The sequence below is a fragment of the Rickettsia endosymbiont of Villa modesta genome, assembly GCF_964026485.1.
In the GTDB taxonomy this organism is placed as follows: domain Bacteria; phylum Pseudomonadota; class Alphaproteobacteria; order Rickettsiales; family Rickettsiaceae; genus Rickettsia; species Rickettsia asembonensis.
The window spans coordinates 404,312-421,751 of record NZ_OZ032157.1; the positions used below are offsets into that span (position 1 = coordinate 404,312).

The window sequence follows — 17,440 nt, forward strand, 5'->3', positions numbered from 1 at the left end:
TCCTCTGTCATACCGTGGATAAACCACGGCATGACAGAGTAGGTTTACCTGTTCATATAACCGATCAATTATATTCATGATTCTTAAAAACTTATCTTTACTAATAATATTATTCTTTTCAATATCAGCTTTTTCTGCTGCTACTAACCTAAAAAATATTCCTATTACTGTTGTTGCTCCGGCAACAGGTGGTGATAATAAGACCTTATCGGATTTAAAAAATATTAATGGATTAAATTTACAAATTCCTTCTAAGTGTTTTGCTAAAGGTAAGCTACCCTTTCTTGCAAGTAGCGATGAAGTAAGATTTAATTGCCTGCGGGATACATTATTTGATGAGTCTGATAATGTAGTATGGAGTTTACGAGGCGGTTACGGTTCTGCTAGAATAATTCCCGATTTACTAAAGCTATCAAAACCAAGTAAAGAGAAATTCTTTATAGGATATAGCGATATAACGGCGTTACATCTTTTTCTATCACAAGAATGGGGATGGAAAACTATTCACGGCAGTAATATAGCTGATTTATTAAAACCTGATAAAGAACAAAGTAATTTTACCAAGCTTGCTGAAATATTAAAAGGTAAGGTAAAGCAGGTTACTATAGATAATTTGAGTCCGCTTAACGATATAGCAAAATCAAGTGATCTTGTTAACGGTAAACTAACAGGCGGTAACTTAACTATGGTGCAGACTAGTATAGGAACGAGTTGGCAAATAAAGACTAAAGGCAAAATTCTTTTTTTAGAAGATGTGAATGTAGCTCCTTTTAGATTAGATCGTGAGCTTTTACACTTAAAGCAAGCAGGGTTACTTGAGGATGTTAAGGCTATAATGTTCGGTTCATTCGGTAAAGATCTTGACGCCACAATGTTAGTGCTTCGTAATTTTGCAGATAATTTAAATATTCCGGTATTTAAAACAAATAGATTCGGTCATGAAAAAATTAATGATCCGATTATTTATAATACGAATAGTAAGATTATCATGGGGAAGAATAAAGGATTTAAGTTAGTGATGGGATTGTAAGATTCATTGTAAATTAATCAAAAAACCCGCTCGGTGTCATACTGTGGCTTGACCACGGTATCCAAAAAACAACTAAAAATACTAATATTATTAGTATTTTTAACTGGACCCCGTGATCAAGTCACGGGGTGACATCGACTCAAATGCAAATAATCACTATATTTTGATAAATTCAAATCATAAGAAAAAGACTTATTTGTAATGTAATATTCAAGTAATTTTATTAATCCTGCTTTATGTTTATTTAAAGTCTCGATACTTAAAGCTATTTCTGTTGTTTGCACATAAGGTTCGGTACTGGTTATTTTTACATAGGCAATGGTGATTGGATTCCCGCTTTCGCGGGAATGACATAAAAGAGGCTGGGAATGACATAAAAGGGACAGAGAACGACATTCCAGGAATCCGTTTTCTAGTAACATTAAACTTTCTATAATAAGTTGTGGAGAGAGTCCTAGTGCTATTTCTTTTTTAGTTGGGATAGTACCGGTTTTATAATCCAGTATAGTTATATTATTTGATTTACTTATTTCAATTCGATCAGCTATACCGATTATTTTTATATCTTGACCTGCAATATTTAGTCGTAATTCCCCTTTAGTTTCAAAATAGATTTCTTTGCAGTTTTTTCGGCGTTCTATATCAAATAAAATAAAAGCTTTGCTGAAAGCCATGAGTTTTATTTGCCAAGTTTTTTTTGTGTAGTTTGGTAAAATAGTGCCATATAAAATATGATTACCGATATTTATTAAAGCATTTTGTTTATCAAGCAAATTTAAATTAATAAATTGTTTGTCGTAATTTTTAGAATATTCCTCTAAAACTTTATGAATAAAATTACCGAAATCCGATATTTTAGGCTCTTCCCATATATTATCTTTTTTACGTAGTCCAAGGATTTTCTTAGCATAAAACCCGTATGGGTTTCTTATTAATGTTTCTATGTCGGTTACTGATAAGATGCTTGGGAAAGAGAGGCTATGTGCTGTGGACTCGTCCCCTATGTCATCCTTCCTTATGTTATTCCCACGTAGGCGGAAATCCATATCTAGGTGGATTCCTGCTTCCGCAGGAATGACATCCTGTAATTTCAAAAATAAATTACTCGGCACTGACAACTTACCATCATATTTTTTAGCGTTTAGTATAATTACTTGTTTATTTTGTAGAAATAAATTGAAGTAATCTGAATATAGAGTAGAGGCGGTTTCATTGTAATCTATATGTAGTATCTGCAAAGCTTTCTTGCTAAGCCATGGGTGAGATTTAGTGGTAGGTGTCCAGTTTTCACTATTAAAATGCGGTAATATAATTAAGTCGAATGCACATAATGCTAAATCTTCCGGTGGTGCCATAATAATATTGGCAGAGTCAGTATTTTTATAATATTTGATATTAGATAGTAAAAAAGAAAAAATTTTAGGAAAATCCTTTGTATCCGTTGAATTTATATATTTGCTATATGCAGTTAAATTTGTTAAAAACTCAACTAGTTCTGCTCCTCCTTCTTTTTCCCAAATAGTAGGCAAAAGTTTTTCAGCTATTTCTTTAGTTAAGGTCAGAATATCTAATATATTATGCGGGTTATCGGTAAATAAAATATCTATTAAGTTACGGCAATATTCTTTTGTATCCTCGTTAACAAATTGTAATTGCAATAAATATTTAGGCGAGGGTATAAAACGGTTTTTGTTAGATAGTATCATCTCTAACTTTTGTACGGCAGAGCAGTTAATTAAAGGATTTTTAAGTAATAAAAATAGGAGTTTTAAATCAAAATTATTACATAATATTTTAATAATGGAAGTTAGTAATTCACCTATATTAGTAAGCCTTAAGTCATTACCTAGTAGATCTTCGTATCTGTCTAAAAAATTACAATATACTCTTTTAAGCTTATTATTATCCGTAACGATTGCTATTCGTTTATCTTTATTACGGCTACATATATAAGCTATTTGTTTAGCCTCTTCATAAATATTTGCGGGTTCTAAATAAGATATATCGTTGCTAATCTGCTTTGAGCCAGGGTGATAGTGCACTATGTAGTCCTTTAAGTCTTCCTCAAATCTTTTAAAAAAAACATTAGGTTTGAATATTCCGGCAAGTATTATTTGCTTATTCCTATTCTTTATTCTTATTATTTCTTCTTGTAATAGCTTCAATTTATAAGCTGCTTTACTAGACCTCTTCGGAAACTCTACTTCTAGGGGTAATTTGTACGTCGATCCGGTACTCGAATCCTCACGTATGTCTATATACGCTGCGGTTCTGCGTTCCGTGTCTCCTTCAAATTCCTCCCTAAATCCTCGTTTCTGAAGAGGTCTAGTTTGTTTTTGAGTAAACGATATTTCTTCTTGCCATCTTAAAAAGCAATATTCTAGAAATTTATAAATCTTTTGCCAATAGTTAGAATTGTGATAGACTTCAATTAATTTTATATCGATATTATTGATTATAAGATCATTAAATGATTTTCTTAGAATTTCTGCAGCTTTTAATGATTCATTTTTATTAAATTGTAAGTCTTTATATTCTGTAATTATTTTTGATATAATAAGAAGTTCTTCTATTTTAGATACATAATCCGAATCGGTTTTTTTTGAAATAAGAGAATTAAAAGGAATAATGATAGGTAATTTAATTTTATATTTATCGGTTAAAATCTTCTTTAATTCTAGGCATGAGAAATTATTAGGCAATATTATTTGAACTTCTGTACCTTTCTCTAATTTATCAATGATATACTCAGCAAATATCTCTAAATAAGCCATAAATATTTATTTTATGCTTAGTATAACACATTTATAAAATGAAACAAATATTGTTAAAAATCATAATTCATGATAATAATCCTTGATTATTAATTTTTATTAACTATTATGTGCATAAATCATTAACTAAAATTAAGGAATAAGGTAATGGAAAATAAATTTAGTCCAAAAATAGAATATTTTAAAGATAAAAATCATTTATATGATGAGTTAAAAAATCTAGAAAAATTTTCCTATAATAATCCTGCACTAAAAGCTTTAATTAATGATTTTATTACACTAAAAAATCTAGCATTATTAACAATTAAATCATTTGATAATTTCACTATTAAAAATACAGATATACCTAAATCGTTAAGTGAAGATTTAGGTAATTGCGTTATCGTAGAAGACGAAGAATCTACAATAATGGGTGAGGTATAAATTCTACAGTTTAAATTATACTAGCTTTTACAAGTTCTTTAAATAATTCTAAATCTACTCCATTATCGTTAAGATATTCAGGATGCCATTGAACGCCGATAACAAATTTATGTTTCGTTGATTCAATGGCTTCAATTATGCCGTCTTCTGCTTTTGCAGATACGATAAGATTATTACCAAGTTGTTTAGCAGCCTGGTGATGAGTAGAATTAACCATAGTTTGTAGCTGATTATTAGCTATTTTAGCAAGTTTAGTATTTGCTTCTATATTAATTGCATGCGAAACTATGTTTTTAGGAGGAGGCTGTGTATGATTAATTACAGTTCCAATAGACACCTTTCTGAACTCTACTTCTAGGGGTAATTTGTACGTCAATCCGGTACTCGCATCCTCACGTACACTTTTGTACGCTGCGGTGCGAGGTGAAGTGTCTCCTACAAATTCGTCCCTATAAGCGAGTTCAGAAAGGTGTCTAATATAATCAGGAATATGTTTAATAAGCGTGCCCTTAAAAATAACGTTTAATAACTGCATGCCTCGGCATATTCCTAAAACCGGAATATCTCTCTCTAATGCTTTCTTTAAAACTAATATCTCAAAATTATCACGTTCTTCATTAGAAATTACTACATCTTCGGCGTATTCCGGTTCATAAAATTTAGGATGTATGTCCTCATCACCGCCTGGAATTACAACACCGTCAACAAGTTCCATAAGCTGATTTATTGTATCAGTTTGATAAGGTAATAATAGCGGTATACCACCGGCTGCAATAATTGCATCGGTATAGTTTCTTCGCAAGGCGTACCATGGAAAAGCAGCGTAAGTATATTTTTCACAATTTTGAGCTAAATCAGGTGTAATACCTATTATCGGTTTCTTTTTCATTTTGTTATCGTTTTATTATTTTTCTTTCAGCTATGTCATTCTTGCGTGGATTAAAAAATGTGTTCGGTGTCATACCGTAGCTTGACCACAGTATCCAGAAAAACAATTTAAAATACTAATATTAGTATTTTAAGCTGGACCCCGTGATCAAGTCACGGGGTGACAGCAGGGAAAATAATCCATGCAACAACATCTCCGTAGGAATGACATATAATATCACAAATTACCCCTCAATATGTGGTGGTGTTTCAAAAGTATGGAACGGTGGCGGTGAGGTAAGTGTCCACTCAAGCGTATCAGCACCGTCACCCCAAGGATTATTTGGACAATCTTTTCCATATTTTAAAGTATAGAAAACGATAAATACAAAATAAAGAGCAGCAAACATAGAGATACCTGCTCCTATCGACGAAACCATATTCCAACCAGCGAAAGCTTCGGGGTAGTCAGGTATTCTTCTTGGCATACCTGCGAGCCCTAAGAAATGCTGTGGGAAGAAAGTTAAATTAACGCCTATAAAGGTAATCCAAAAATGGATTTTGCCTAAAATTTCCGGGTATTGTTTACCGGATATTTTGCCGAACCAGTAGTAAAAGCCTGCAAATGCCGTAAATAAAGCACCGAGCGACATCGTATAATGGAAATGTGCAACAACATAGTAAGTATCGTGCAGTACCCTATCAAGTGCCGCATTTGATAGGATTATGCCAGTTACGCCGCCAATCGTGAATAATATAATAAATCCTATTGAAAATAGCATAGGAGTCGGGAATGTAATCGAGCCACCCCACATAGTCGCTATCCAACTAAATATTTTAATGCCCGTCGGAACTGCTATAATTATTGTTCCGGCAGTGAAATATATAAGTGCATTATAAGAAAGACCAACAGTAAACATATGGTGAGCCCATACGATAAACCCGACGAATCCGATTATTACCATAGCTCCGACCATTCCTTGATAGCCGAATATAGGTTTGCGTGAAAAAGTTGAGATAACCTGGCTAACTATACCAAAGCCCGGAAGTATTACGATATATACTTCAGGATGACCGAAAAACCAAAATAGATGCTGAAATAATACGGGATCACCGCCGCCGTCCGGTTTAAAGAAATTAGTTCCAAAGTTACGGTCGGTAAGCAGCATAGTTATAGCTCCGCCAAGTACCGGCATAGCTAAGATTATAAGGAATGCAGTAACTAATATAGACCAAACAAATAACGGCATCTTGAAAAGTCCCATGCCCGGAGCTCTCATATTAAAGATAGTAACAATTAAGTTAATTGACCCAAGGATTGACGATAGACCGGTTAAATGTAAGCTGAAAATAGCCATATCAACGGCTGCCCCCGGGTGACCGCTCAAATTACTTAAAGGAGGGTAGAGCGTCCAGCCCGTTCCCGGTCCGCCGTCAACAAAAGCCGAACCCATAAGTAAGAGAAAAGCAGGAACTAGTAGCCAAAAACTGATATTGTTAAGGCGTGGAAATGCCATATCGGGTGCCCCTATTAACAGAGGTACGAAATAGTTACCAAAACCACCGAACAAAGCCGGCATAATCATAAAGAATACCATAATAACCGCATGTGCGGTAATAAGCACGTTATATAGCTGGAAATCATGATTTAAGAAAGTGCCGCCGGACATTGCAAGCTCTAACCTAAAGAGAAGAGAAAATAACCCTCCGACAATTCCGGCAAAAACGGCAAATATGATATACATAATGCCGATATCTTTATGATTGGTCGAAAAAAGCCACCGCCTCCAACCGTGAGGGGTATGGTGGTCATCGTGGTTTAGGTCGTTAGTAGTTATATCCATAATTATTATTCTGCTGCTTGTGTTAATCTTTTTAATCAAATTTAAAAATCAAAGTTATACTTAATTTTTTCCCTTTTAAGGTTATTTACATTTAATTTTAGTATTTTCTCAAGCTTTATTTGATTTTTTGGTTTGTTTTTAGCTATTACGTAATTTACAAATGTTGATGATATTAAATGGATATAAGAATATTTTTTTAAAAATGTAATTGCTTTTATACGTAATTTCGGTATTACAATTGCTATATCCTGCAAAAGTGATTCAGCATATAGATATTCACATTTTGTTTCCATTCCCTAGAATAACTCAAATATTTTCTGATAAAAGGTAACACGGTCTTAAACTCTATTTTTCTGAACCTAAAGACTATATAGGTAAGTCCTTTAAAAGCTGCTATATTTATTTCCTCACTTTCATTCTTCTTAAGAAAATATAAACAAACTTCTAAAGATTCTTGATAATTTTTAGAATTCTGACAAAAACTTAAAATAAACTCTATTTTTTCTTCCTCATTATTTAAAGAATAGATTAAACCTTTATCGGTAAATATTTTTAATTTTTTACCAGTAAAAAAATCAAATCCATTTTTAACATATGCTAAGTAAATTTTTCTTTTTAGTCTTGGTACATAACCTTTAATATCTTTCAATAAACTAAAAGTTTCACCATAAACACGTTTATTATTGCTTTTCAAGTTTTCAAATAATAATGGTAATATTAAATCCTCTTTAATATTATAAAATCTACGTACTAAAATACCTAAAGCTTGACAAGTTGCAGCTTGTGACAATTTTCTTCAGTATTTTTTAATTTTTCTTCAATATAAGCCATTCCCTCATCGTAATCTGCACAATGTCCCACATACAAAATATAAAAAAAAGCTTTTTTCCATTCAGGGTCATTAAGTACATCCGGTTGATTTCTATATTCTTCCTCACTCATTATCATATAATTAGTTAGCCGCTAATTTTGGATTCTCGCCATTCATGGCCGTCTTGTTCTTGCTTGCAATCCAATTGTCGAAATCCTCTTTGCTTACTACTTCTATAGCAATCGGCATGAAGCCGTGATTAATGCCGCAAAGCTCCGAGCATTGTCCGTAATATACACCTTTCTTGGCAACTCTTGTCCATGTTTCGTTAATTCTTCCAGGCACGGCATCTATTTTAAACCCAAGCGACGGAACGGCAAAGCTATGTATTACGTCACCTGCGGTAATGAGAAACCTTACGGTAGCATTTTCAGGTATAACAATACGATTATCAACATCTAATAATCTTTTCTGGTCAGGTTTTAGATTCTCATCAGAGATCATTACGCTATCAAATTCTAAATTATCATGATCAGGATATATATAATGCCAATACCATTGATACCCTACTACTTTAATAGTTAAATCCGTTTCGGGTATTTTTTCGGCATGACGCAATATTCTAAAAGACGGCACTGCAATAATAACTAAAATTATTATAGGTATTACAGTCCAAATTATTTCTATTAAAACATTATGTGAAAATTTTGCCGGTACTGGATTATTTTTTGCATTAAATCTGATACATACAAAGCCAAGTAATCCGGCAACGAATAAAACAATAGCTGTTGAGATATAAAGCAGAAAATTATGAAAATGATGTAATTCCTCCATAATCGGGCTTGCCGGCGGCTGGAACGTTACTTGCCAAGGTAACGGCTCGGAGGCAAAGCAATTACTACTAACAATCAAAAAACAAATTAAAGCAATAGACATCTTCCAAAACTTCGCTTCTAGAGGTAATTTATACATCGAGCCTAGATTCGCATCTGCATGATTGCTTATGTATGCTGCGGTGCGAGGTGCAGTGTCTCCTTTAAATTCCTCTCTATAAGCTGGTTTGGAAAGATGTCTAATAATATTTTTCATAGCACATATAAAAGTTATTTCTATATATAATATAAATGTATATACAGTTTTATTAAAGTAAAAATCGATAAATTTTTGTAAAAACTACATATTTTTAATAATATTTGAGCTAGAAAGTGTGCCTATATTAGGATGTTGCAGTAAGTCAATAACTTCTATTACTTTCGCATTTATTAATTTTGCTTGAATTTGTTTATTTATTAACTGAGGATCGTGCTTTGTTACAGCGATTACAGAAGGACAAATATTTTGCACTAACCGAGCGTAATCATTAAAATCTTTTAGTTTAGGTAATATAAGTACTTTATCAACAAATGTGAAAGAACTTAAAATTTTTGCTCGTTGTAATTGATTATGAATAGGTTGACGTTTTTTATATTTAATAATTGTTTCATCCGGCTCTCAAGCAACGATTAAGTATTGACCTTGTTTTTTAGCTTTGCGTAGAAATTCTATATGACCGTAATGTAATAAATCAAAACAACCGCCTACTAGAACTATTTTACTATTTATAGGACAGTTTTTATTTAAAGAAATATTCTCATAATATTCTATTTTGGGCAATTTGACAGCATTGTGGTTAGATGAGCAGGACATAAGATTTATAAAAATTAATAGAAATAGGAAAAGTCTAGGCATAATCTTTCTCTATATAAGTTAATGAAAATTAACTTATATAAAAAATTTAATTTTAATCAATAAAAAACTAATAAAACAGAAATAAAACAAAATTTTACAATTTTCTATTGTAATTTGTTTGTATATAGTTCATATTATTATTAGTAATGAAAAATTGATTCAAATAATCTTCAGAGCAATTTTAATGAATGATACAGCACTATCTTATGATTTTAATGGCATATTACCATCATCTTTTATTAGTGCACGTCTCAGGAAAATTCTCACCTTTTCCTCCTTATTATTATTTATAGCATTAGTTGTTTTTGTCTCTTTTGCCGTTAATAATTATGTTAACGATACTTTATCCATAACTTTAGTACAACCTGATAGTAGTGAAGAAGAAACAATTTCATTTAAAGAAGTAGTAGTAAAAAAAGGCGATACTATAAAGTCAATTTTGATAGAACAACATATCCCTAAAAATGAAATAGAAAAAATTGTAAGTTTAATAAAAGAGGGAAAATTATCTTCTGCTCTTAAAATAGGGCAGCAGATTACTTTTGAATATGAAACAAAAATTACCGAAAACGAAGATGAAGATTTAACTTCAGAGGTAACATTCTTAAATAAAATCGTTATAATTATCGATAAGCTAAAAACTATTGAAGTAATTAGAGAAGGTGATAATTTTAAAGTTGAAGAAATTGTAATACCTTTAAGTAAAAAAGTTGCTAAATCGTCGGTCAGTATTGAATCAAATTTTATGTCAGCCCTTAAAAAACTAGGTTTATCGAATAATAGTATAATAGAGCTGATTAATGCTTATGCTTATCAAATCGATTTTCAGCGTCAAATAAAAAGCGGTGATACCGCAACCGTAATAACGGAAAAATACGTAACGGAAGACGGTAAATTTTCTCACCACGGTAAAATTCTATATGTTTCATTAAATCTTTCAGGGAAAGAATATAATATATATCGTTATTCTCATGACAATAATGCAAATAATCATGCATTTTTTTCCGAAGACGGTAAAAGCGTAAAAAGAAGCTTACTTAAAACTCCGCTAAAAGTTATAAAAGTTTCTTCACATTACGGTAATAGAAAGCATCCGATACTCGGTTATACTAAAATGCATAAAGGAGTTGACTTTGCAGCTCCAACCGGTACGCCTATATATTCCGCAGGAAACGGAGTTATAACGGAGATAGGTTGGAAGTCGGGTTATGGAAAATTTATTCAGGTAAAACATAGTGGTACGCTATCTACTGCTTATGCTCATGCTTCAAATTTTGCAAAAAATTTAAAAGTGGGAAGCATAGTAAAACAGGGGCAGGTTATAGCATATGTCGGGAGTACCGGCAGAGCTACAGGTCCACATTTGCATTATGAAGTTAAAATTGACGGCAAACATGTTAATCCTATGTCGGTTAAAACAACACCGGGTGTAGAATTAAACGGAAAAAATTTAGAGAAATTTAAACAATTTAAAAAAGAAATAAAAACTTTAAATGTTAAGCTTGATAAGGAATTGCAAGTCGGTAAAGCAGTTGAAACTTCTTTGTAGTATCGTTTATTACTAGGCATCTATGTCATTCCCGCAAAAGCGGGAATGACATAAGGGCCATCTATTCATTACTCATTTACAAAACATCTATGTTCCTACTCCTAAAAAAACTATATATAACATTTGCTCGTAGTAGTCGTATAATAATAACCTTAGTGATTATTGATCAGTTAAGTAAATGGTGGTTTATTGATAATTTGAGATGGAAACCAGGCTTAATGCTCAAGGTTACTTCTTTCTTAAATATGGTTTATACTTGGAATTACGGTATTAGTTTTGGTCTAATGCGTGAATATTATCAATATAGCAATGCTGTTTTTTTAATAACTAACACGCTTATTGTCTGTTATTTATATTATTTGATGATACGTTCAAAAACAATAGGGAGTTTTGCAGGTTATAGCTTTGTAATCGGCGGAGCTGTTGGTAATCTAATTGATAGATTTTTTAGAGGAGCAGTTTTTGACTTCATCCATTTTCATTATCAGAATTATAGCTTCCCCGTATTTAATTTAGCTGATTGCTTTATTACAATAGGAGTAATTATCTTAATAGAAGATTATGATAGTACTAAAAAAGTTATTGAAGAAAAGGCTAAAGGGAATTATGATAATGCTCAAATTGAAGCTATGGCTGAAAAAATTCGTAACACCGGTCATAACGGTGACAATAGACCTCTCGCATAACCTATCTTATAAAGAGGAATTTGAAGGAAACACGGAACGCAGCACCGCAGCGCATATAGACATACGTGAGGATGCGAGTACCGGATTGACGTACAAATTACCTTTAGAAGGAGGTTATGCAAGAGGTCTAATAAAATATAATTTTAATTAAAGGTGTATTAAGTGAAAAAGATTTTTTTATTAGTTACTGTCATATTAATTACTTCTGCTTGTAGTAAAAAGTTAAAAGAAACCGTAGGTATATCAACAGCCGGACCTAATGAGTATCAAGTACAGCGTGCTAAAGCACTAGAAGTTCCGCCTCATTATTATTTGCCTGATCCCGGGAATAGTAAATCGACCTATAATAATATAAAAGGACAGGGTGAATTTAATGAAGGTGAACAAGCTTTAATGCAAGAGATAAACTAAGGTTTTTCTATGTCATTCCCGCGAAAGCGGGAATCCAGTAAAGCATATAATGTCATCTCGTGGCTTGACCACGGGATCCATTAAAATAATCTAAAATACTCATAATGCTAGTATTTTAAGTTGGATCCCGCTACAAGTGAGCTAGGATGACAACCACCTTTCAATTACAAAATCATGAATTCTCATACAAAACAAAAAATAGGTGTTTTTGGGCTTGGTAAAACCGGTATGTCGGTTTATGAAGAGCTGCAAGGTAAATGTGACGTAATTGTTTATGATGATCTAAAAGCAAATAGAGATATATTTGAAGAATTATATACCAACAACTCAATTGCTGCTTTATCTGATTCAAGATGGCAAAATTTAGATAAAATTGTCTTAAGCCCTGGAATTCCTTTAACGCATAAGATAGTAGGTATTGCAAAAAATTTTAATATTTCAATCATTTCCGATATAGATTTATTATTTGAAAAATCAAAAAATTTAAACTTTATCGCCGTAACCGGTACAAACGGTAAAAGTACTACTACTGCTTTAATAAGCCATATCTTAAATAGTAACGGTTTAGACTATCCGGTTGCCGGTAATATTGGAGTTCCTGCTTTGCAAGCTAAAGCAAGTAAGGATGGATATATACTTGAATTGTCTTCTTTTCAGCTAGATCTAGTAAAAACCTTTACAGCTAAAATAGCCGTGCTTCTTAATATAACTCCCGACCATTTGGATAGACATCAAGACATGACCGGTTATATTGCAGCAAAATCTAAGATTTTTGATAGAATGGATAAAGATAGTTATGCAGTAATTAATATTGATAATGATTATTGCCGTGAAATTTTTATGACATTGCAGCAAGAGCAGCGTATAAAACTAATTCCTTTTTCGGTTACTAAAATTCTTGAAAACGGCATTTCGGTAGTTGATGATAAAATTAACGATAATGATATAAGTTATGAATTATCGTTTAATAAACATTTGCAAGGAACTCATAATTATGAGAATATCGCTGCAAGCTATACAGTAGCTAAAATAATAGGAATAGAGTCTAAAAAAATACTTGAGTCTATAAGTAGTTTTCAAAGTTTACCTCATAGAATGCAATATATAGGTAGTATAAATAATATAAGTTTTTATAATGATAGTAAAGCAACAAATGCCATATCTGCCGTGCAATCAATTAAAGCACTAGATAATATTTACTGGCTTGCGGGAGGAATCCCTAAAGAGGGCGGTATTGAGGAAATAAAGCCTTATTTCAGTAAAATTAAGAAAGCTTATTTTTATGGTCAAGCTAAAGAAATATTTGCAAATACTGCTAAGAATATAGTATATTTTGTAATATGTGATAATCTTGAGCAGGCTTTTGATCTGGCTTATAAGGATGCAGTGGGTGATAACGCGGAGGTGAAAAATATCTTGTTAGCACCTAGTTGTAGCTCATATGATCAGTTTAAAAATTTTGAAGAGCGTGGCGAGTTGTTTATGAGGTTGTGTAGTATACTGTCACCCCGTGGCTTGACCACGGTATGACATCGAGCACGTTTTCCAATCCATGCGATAACATAAATATAGTCATGAATAACGAAATATCTAATAATTTTATAAAATTATGGTGGCGGAGTACCGATAGGCAAATAATAATTTCTTTAATTATCTTATTTGCTTTTAGTCTAATGCTTGTTACTACCTCAGGTTCAGTAGTAGCAAGTAGAATAGGGCTTGAGGAAAGTTATTTTGCATCTAGACAAATGTTTTATTTAGCTGCCGCTTCAGGGCTTATATTATTAGTTTCATGTCTTAATAAAAAATGGTTAAGGCGTTTTGCAATAGTTGGGTTTATTGCTAGTATAGTTTTATTAATAGCAGTTAAATTTTTTGGTTATGAAGTAAAAGGGGCAGTGCGATGGATTAATATTTTAGGTCTATCTATTCAGCCTTCGGAATTTATCAAACCGTTTTTTGCAGTTGTTACGGGCTGGATATTATCGCTAAAATTTAATGATGATTTTCCAAGTTTTACGATTTGTGTAATACTTTATTCTATTGTTGCTATTCTCTTAATTATTCAGCCGGATTTTGGAATGCTTGTAATGATTACGGCAGTTTTCGGTATTCAGCTGTTTATTGCGGGTATGCCGATATTTTGGATTGTGCTAGCCGGTTTTTTAGGCATGATAGGAGTAACTATTGCTTATTTTTGGTTACCTCACGTAACGCAAAGAATTAATTCATTTTTAGATCCTGATAGTAGCGAGAATTATCAAGTTAGTAAGTCTCTTAAGGCTTTTGAGCATGGCGGTTTATATGGACGCGGTCCAGGGGAGGGAGCAGTAAAGCAGGTACTACCCGATTCGCATACGGATTTTATTTTTGCCGTAGCAGGTGAGGAATTTGGTGCTATTATTTGCCTTATTGTTATAGGTATATTTGCTTTTATAGTATTAAGAAGTCTTATTAAGTTATTAAACGAAACAGATAAATTTGTACAATTCGCTGCTAGCGGTATAATTGCACAATTAGGGCTTCAGGCAATAATTAATATGGGTGTGACCTTGCATTTACTTCCTACTAAAGGTATGACATTACCGTTTATTAGTTACGGTGGTTCTTCAACGCTTGCAATAGCTATCGCTACCGGTATGCTTCTTGGCTTTACAAGACACAGAACACCTTTAAATTCGTACAAAATTCGTAATATTGAAATATGAAAAAAATAATTTTAGTAGCAGGTGGTACGGGCGGGCATTTTTTTCCGGCTGTTGCTCTTGGAGAAGAATTAATCAAGCGTGGCTATGAAGTTCATTTTATTACTGATTTAAGATGCCAAAAATATATAAATCAGAATATGGGGTTCATTTTTCATATCTTAGATTTAAAACGCTCAGATAATATTTTTTTATTTTTACCAAACTTATCAATTGCAATCTTAAAAGCTATTAAATTATTATATAATATCAGGTCTTCAGCTATTATAGGATTTGGCGGTTATCCTGTTATAGCTCCAATGTTTGCGGCAATTTTTTTAAGAGTACCGATTATAATTCATGAACAGAATTCTTACCTTGGAAAAGTTAATAAATTTTTTGCAAGCTTTGCTAAAAAGATAGCTATTTCTTATGAAGACGTAAAAAATTTACCGGAATTTGCAAAAAGTAAAATAGTAGTTACCGGTGGGGTAGTTAGAAGGAATATTAGGGAGTTGGATTCTGTAGTGTACTCAGTGTTACCCCGTGGCTTGACCACGGGGTCCAAAAAAATAAAAAAAAGACTGGATTCCGTGGTCAAGCCACGGAATGACAAGCTTTTTACTATATTCATCTTTGGCGGTAGTCAAGGAGCTAAGCTATTTTCAGAGCTGATACCTGCAAGTATTCAAATTTTAATGCAAAAACAGCCAAATCTTAAATTAAATATAATCCAGCAAGCAGCATTAGATGATCAAGTAAAAATAAAAGATATATACTCTAAATTAAACATTAATTATGAATTTGCCGAATTCTTTGATAATATGGCATTAAAATATAAAGAAACTGATTTAGTGATTTCAAGAGCAGGAGCATCTACTATAGAAGAATTGAGCTATATAGGGTTGCCGGCAATCTTTATTCCACTGCCTAGTGCTGTGGATAATCATCAATATTATAATGCAAAATTGCTTGCAGATAAAAAAGCCGGATGGTGTTTAGAGCAGAGTAATATCTCTGCAGGAAAATTAGCAGATAAAATACTCGATTTGATAAATAATCCTAAGATATTAGAGGATGCTTCACAAAATTTATTAAAAAGAAGAAAAGAAGGGCAGGTGTTATTAAGTGATTTAATAGAAAGAGTGATTTGTCACCCCGTGGCTTGACCACGGGGTCCAATTAAAAATATTAGTATTTTTAGTTGTTTTACTGGATACCTTGGACAAGCCACGGTATGACACTGAAAGTGTTTTCCGATCCACGCGGGAAGGCCTTGTTGCGTGGATATCTAATCGTCATTGCGAGGAGCAAAGCGACGCGGCAATCCAGAAAAAATAATAAAAAAATTCTGTAAATCAGAATTTTTTACTGGATTGCTTCGTCGAATTACTACGTAATTCTTCTCGCAATGACGGAAAAGCAGGTCCACGCAACAAGGCCACGCGGGAATGACATAAAACGATTCATGCAACAATGCCCCCTCGCAATGACGTGATGGGAAACATACAACAAGACCAAAAATACCTCAGAATAACAATAATTTAATTAAGCACACAGAACTTTAGTGCTTTATCCTTGCAAGTTTAGCTATTATGTGGCATTAATCATAATAAAAGTTTTGGAATAATATAAATATATGTTAAAAAAAATTATAATATTATTTTTAGGAATGTTTTTACTTTCGGCTTGTACCGATAATTTTAGAAGCTATTTTCAAAGATCCGCAAATAATAGATTGGTTGATAGTAAAGGTGCTAAAGGCGGCAAAAGAAAACCTGTATATAATAATAAATATATTACTTTGGCTAAAAAGAATATAGTAGAAGATAATCTTGATTATGATAACGACGATGATGATGACTATGATAGTGATAGTCCTTTAAGAGGAGAAAGCATCGATCCTGTAAAGAGAAATCGTGAAATGTATCTTAAGATGATTAAAAGGGATATAGCAAGGCAAAAAGCAGAATCAGGCTTCGCTGAATCCGACGACGATATGACTTTAAATAGAGCGAATAAAAAAGTTAGAAAAGACGATAGCGATAAAGAAAAAAAGATGCAAGAGGAATTAAATCAGATAAAAGCAATGCTTAGAGAAACTAAGCGTGATATATCAAAATATACTTGTCCAAATGCTACGGTAAACCAAAATTATGCACCGCCCGTTACAAATTATGAACCTGTAAATTATCCACCGGTAAAAAATAGTAAGCCGTATAATAATAATTCTAAAGTAAAGCAAAAATTTATCCGTGAAGATGATGATAACAGCAGTAATGCTTGTTCGATATAATATATCATTCCTGTAAAATGCTAGCCTTGTTGCATGGCTACCAAATCATCATTGCGAGGAGGCATTGTTGTGTGGACTGGTAAAACCTACGGTGTCACCCTGTGGCTTGACCACTTGGTCCATAAAAACAATAAAAAATACTAATAATTTTAGTATTTTTAACTGGAACCCGCGATCAAGCCGTGGGATGACAGAGGTAAAATTGAACCACGCAACAATGCTTTCTCGCAATGACGAAAAACTGAGCCATGCGACAAGACCGGTCAAGCCACGGTATGACACCGAACGGGTTTTTCGAGCCATACAACAATGTTAATCTTTCCAATTTAATTCCGGA

17 protein-coding genes and 1 pseudogene are annotated in these 17,440 nt (G+C 32.8%); 10 read left to right on the plus strand and 8 right to left on the minus strand.

Translation table 11 applies throughout. The features are described 5' to 3' along the window. Positions 1-76 precede the first annotated feature (76 nt). Positions 77-1,030 carry an LD-carboxypeptidase gene (locus AC5584_RS02215; protein WP_499216699.1) on the plus strand — a complete coding sequence of 318 codons (954 nt, stop codon included), beginning with the start codon at positions 77-79 and terminating at the stop codon, positions 1,028-1,030. A 116-nt stretch (positions 1,031-1,146) separates the two neighbouring features. Here the strand turns inward: AC5584_RS02215 and AC5584_RS02220 are convergent, their stop codons facing one another. Continuing rightward, on the minus strand, positions 1,147-3,804 hold the full coding sequence (locus AC5584_RS02220; RefSeq protein WP_499216700.1) for a palindromic element RPE1 domain-containing protein: 2,658 nt from the start codon (positions 3,802-3,804) through the stop codon (positions 1,147-1,149). Positions 3,805-3,951: 147 nt separating this feature from the next. On the opposite strand from AC5584_RS02220, the gene AC5584_RS02225 reads away from it, so the two are divergent. Then, positions 3,952-4,227: a hypothetical protein gene (locus AC5584_RS02225; protein WP_499216701.1), complete on the plus strand. Its 276-nt coding sequence runs from the start codon at positions 3,952-3,954 to the stop codon at positions 4,225-4,227. 10 nt (positions 4,228-4,237) lie between these two features. On the opposite strand, the gene AC5584_RS02230 is transcribed toward AC5584_RS02225, so the two are convergent. The 6 genes and pseudogenes from AC5584_RS02230 to AC5584_RS02255 form a co-directional block, all read right to left on the minus strand. After that, positions 4,238-5,116: a gamma-glutamyl-gamma-aminobutyrate hydrolase family protein gene (locus tag AC5584_RS02230; protein ID WP_499216702.1), complete on the minus strand. Its 879-nt coding sequence runs from the start codon at positions 5,114-5,116 to the stop codon at positions 4,238-4,240. A 223-nt stretch (positions 5,117-5,339) separates the two neighbouring features. Continuing rightward, positions 5,340-6,938 carry a cytochrome c oxidase subunit I gene (gene ctaD / locus AC5584_RS02235; protein WP_499216703.1) on the minus strand — a complete coding sequence of 533 codons (1,599 nt, stop codon included), beginning with the start codon at positions 6,936-6,938 and terminating at the stop codon, positions 5,340-5,342. A gap of 241 nt (positions 6,939-7,179) precedes the next feature. Further along, positions 7,180-7,728 (minus strand): hypothetical protein, encoded by a 549-nt coding sequence (locus AC5584_RS02240; RefSeq protein WP_499216704.1) that lies wholly within the window; start codon positions 7,726-7,728, stop codon positions 7,180-7,182. After that, positions 7,698-7,880: a hypothetical protein gene (locus AC5584_RS02245; protein ID WP_499216705.1), complete on the minus strand. Its 183-nt coding sequence runs from the start codon at positions 7,878-7,880 to the stop codon at positions 7,698-7,700. Before AC5584_RS02245 ends, AC5584_RS02240 begins: the two co-directional genes overlap by 31 nt. Positions 7,881-7,890: 10 nt before the next feature. After that, entirely contained in the window at positions 7,891-8,838 is a 948-nt protein-coding gene (gene coxB / locus AC5584_RS02250) for a cytochrome c oxidase subunit II (RefSeq protein WP_499216706.1), read from the minus strand. Positions 8,839-8,922: 84 nt separating this feature from the next. Continuing rightward, positions 8,923-9,435, minus strand: a pseudogene (locus tag AC5584_RS02255) (FAD synthase family protein). 226 nt (positions 9,436-9,661) lie between these two features. Here AC5584_RS02255 and AC5584_RS02260 point away from each other — a divergent pair. The 6 genes from AC5584_RS02260 (at position 9,662) to murG (ending at position 15,976) form a co-directional block, all read left to right on the plus strand. Beyond that, positions 9,662-11,026, plus strand: coding sequence for a M23 family metallopeptidase (locus tag AC5584_RS02260; protein WP_499216707.1), 1,365 nt, complete (start codon positions 9,662-9,664; stop codon positions 11,024-11,026). Positions 11,027-11,115: 89 nt separating this feature from the next. Beyond that, complete coding sequence (gene lspA, locus AC5584_RS02265; protein ID WP_499216708.1) at positions 11,116-11,712, plus strand: signal peptidase II; 597 nt, start codon at positions 11,116-11,118, stop codon at positions 11,710-11,712. Positions 11,713-11,874: 162 nt separating this feature from the next. Beyond that, positions 11,875-12,123: a DUF3035 domain-containing protein gene (locus tag AC5584_RS02270; protein ID WP_499216709.1), complete on the plus strand. Its 249-nt coding sequence runs from the start codon at positions 11,875-11,877 to the stop codon at positions 12,121-12,123. 174 nt (positions 12,124-12,297) lie between these two features. After that, on the plus strand, positions 12,298-13,653 hold the full coding sequence (gene murD / locus AC5584_RS02275; protein WP_499216710.1) for a UDP-N-acetylmuramoyl-L-alanine--D-glutamate ligase: 1,356 nt from the start codon (positions 12,298-12,300) through the stop codon (positions 13,651-13,653). 44 nt (positions 13,654-13,697) lie between these two features. Next, positions 13,698-14,831: a putative lipid II flippase FtsW gene (ftsW, locus tag AC5584_RS02280; protein WP_499216914.1), complete on the plus strand. Its 1,134-nt coding sequence runs from the start codon at positions 13,698-13,700 to the stop codon at positions 14,829-14,831. Continuing rightward, positions 14,828-15,976 carry an undecaprenyldiphospho-muramoylpentapeptide beta-N-acetylglucosaminyltransferase gene (murG, locus tag AC5584_RS02285; protein WP_499216711.1) on the plus strand — a complete coding sequence of 383 codons (1,149 nt, stop codon included), beginning with the start codon at positions 14,828-14,830 and terminating at the stop codon, positions 15,974-15,976. Before ftsW ends, murG begins: the two co-directional genes overlap by 4 nt. Here the strand turns inward: murG and AC5584_RS02290 are convergent. Continuing rightward, a complete protein-coding gene (locus tag AC5584_RS02290; RefSeq protein WP_499216712.1) occupies positions 15,941-16,051 on the minus strand; it encodes a proline/betaine transporter in 111 nt (36 codons plus the stop codon). The genes murG and AC5584_RS02290 overlap by 36 nt on opposite strands. Before the next feature lie 395 nt (positions 16,052-16,446). On the opposite strand from AC5584_RS02290, the gene AC5584_RS02295 reads away from it, so the two are divergent. Both AC5584_RS02295 and AC5584_RS02300 read left to right on the plus strand, forming a co-directional pair. Continuing rightward, positions 16,447-17,103: a hypothetical protein gene (locus tag AC5584_RS02295; protein WP_499216713.1), complete on the plus strand. Its 657-nt coding sequence runs from the start codon at positions 16,447-16,449 to the stop codon at positions 17,101-17,103. 64 nt (positions 17,104-17,167) lie between these two features. Next, a complete protein-coding gene (locus AC5584_RS02300; RefSeq protein WP_499216714.1) occupies positions 17,168-17,419 on the plus strand; it encodes a hypothetical protein in 252 nt (83 codons plus the stop codon). Positions 17,420-17,440 lie beyond the last annotated feature (21 nt).

What these genes read in the sequence shown, in the direction of transcription:
- AC5584_RS02215 (WP_499216699.1), top strand. Translation starts at nt 77, where the DNA reads ATGATTCTTAAAAACTTATCTTTACTAATAATATTATTCTTTTCAATA.
- AC5584_RS02220 (WP_499216700.1), bottom strand. Translation starts at nt 3,804, where the DNA reads ATGGCTTATTTAGAGATATTTGCTGAGTATATCATTGATAAATTAGAG.
- AC5584_RS02225 (WP_499216701.1), top strand. Translation starts at nt 3,952, where the DNA reads ATGGAAAATAAATTTAGTCCAAAAATAGAATATTTTAAAGATAAAAAT.
- AC5584_RS02230 (WP_499216702.1), bottom strand. Translation starts at nt 5,116, where the DNA reads ATGAAAAAGAAACCGATAATAGGTATTACACCTGATTTAGCTCAAAAT.
- ctaD (WP_499216703.1), bottom strand. Translation starts at nt 6,938, where the DNA reads ATGGATATAACTACTAACGACCTAAACCACGATGACCACCATACCCCT.
- AC5584_RS02245 (WP_499216705.1), bottom strand. Translation starts at nt 7,880, where the DNA reads ATGAGTGAGGAAGAATATAGAAATCAACCGGATGTACTTAATGACCCT.
- coxB (WP_499216706.1), bottom strand. Translation starts at nt 8,838, where the DNA reads ATGAAAAATATTATTAGACATCTTTCCAAACCAGCTTATAGAGAGGAA.
- AC5584_RS02260 (WP_499216707.1), top strand. Translation starts at nt 9,662, where the DNA reads ATGAATGATACAGCACTATCTTATGATTTTAATGGCATATTACCATCA.
- lspA (WP_499216708.1), top strand. Translation starts at nt 11,116, where the DNA reads ATGTTCCTACTCCTAAAAAAACTATATATAACATTTGCTCGTAGTAGT.
- murD (WP_499216710.1), top strand. Translation starts at nt 12,298, where the DNA reads ATGAATTCTCATACAAAACAAAAAATAGGTGTTTTTGGGCTTGGTAAA.
- ftsW (WP_499216914.1), top strand. Translation starts at nt 13,698, where the DNA reads ATGAATAACGAAATATCTAATAATTTTATAAAATTATGGTGGCGGAGT.
- murG (WP_499216711.1), top strand. Translation starts at nt 14,828, where the DNA reads ATGAAAAAAATAATTTTAGTAGCAGGTGGTACGGGCGGGCATTTTTTT.
- AC5584_RS02295 (WP_499216713.1), top strand. Translation starts at nt 16,447, where the DNA reads ATGTTAAAAAAAATTATAATATTATTTTTAGGAATGTTTTTACTTTCG.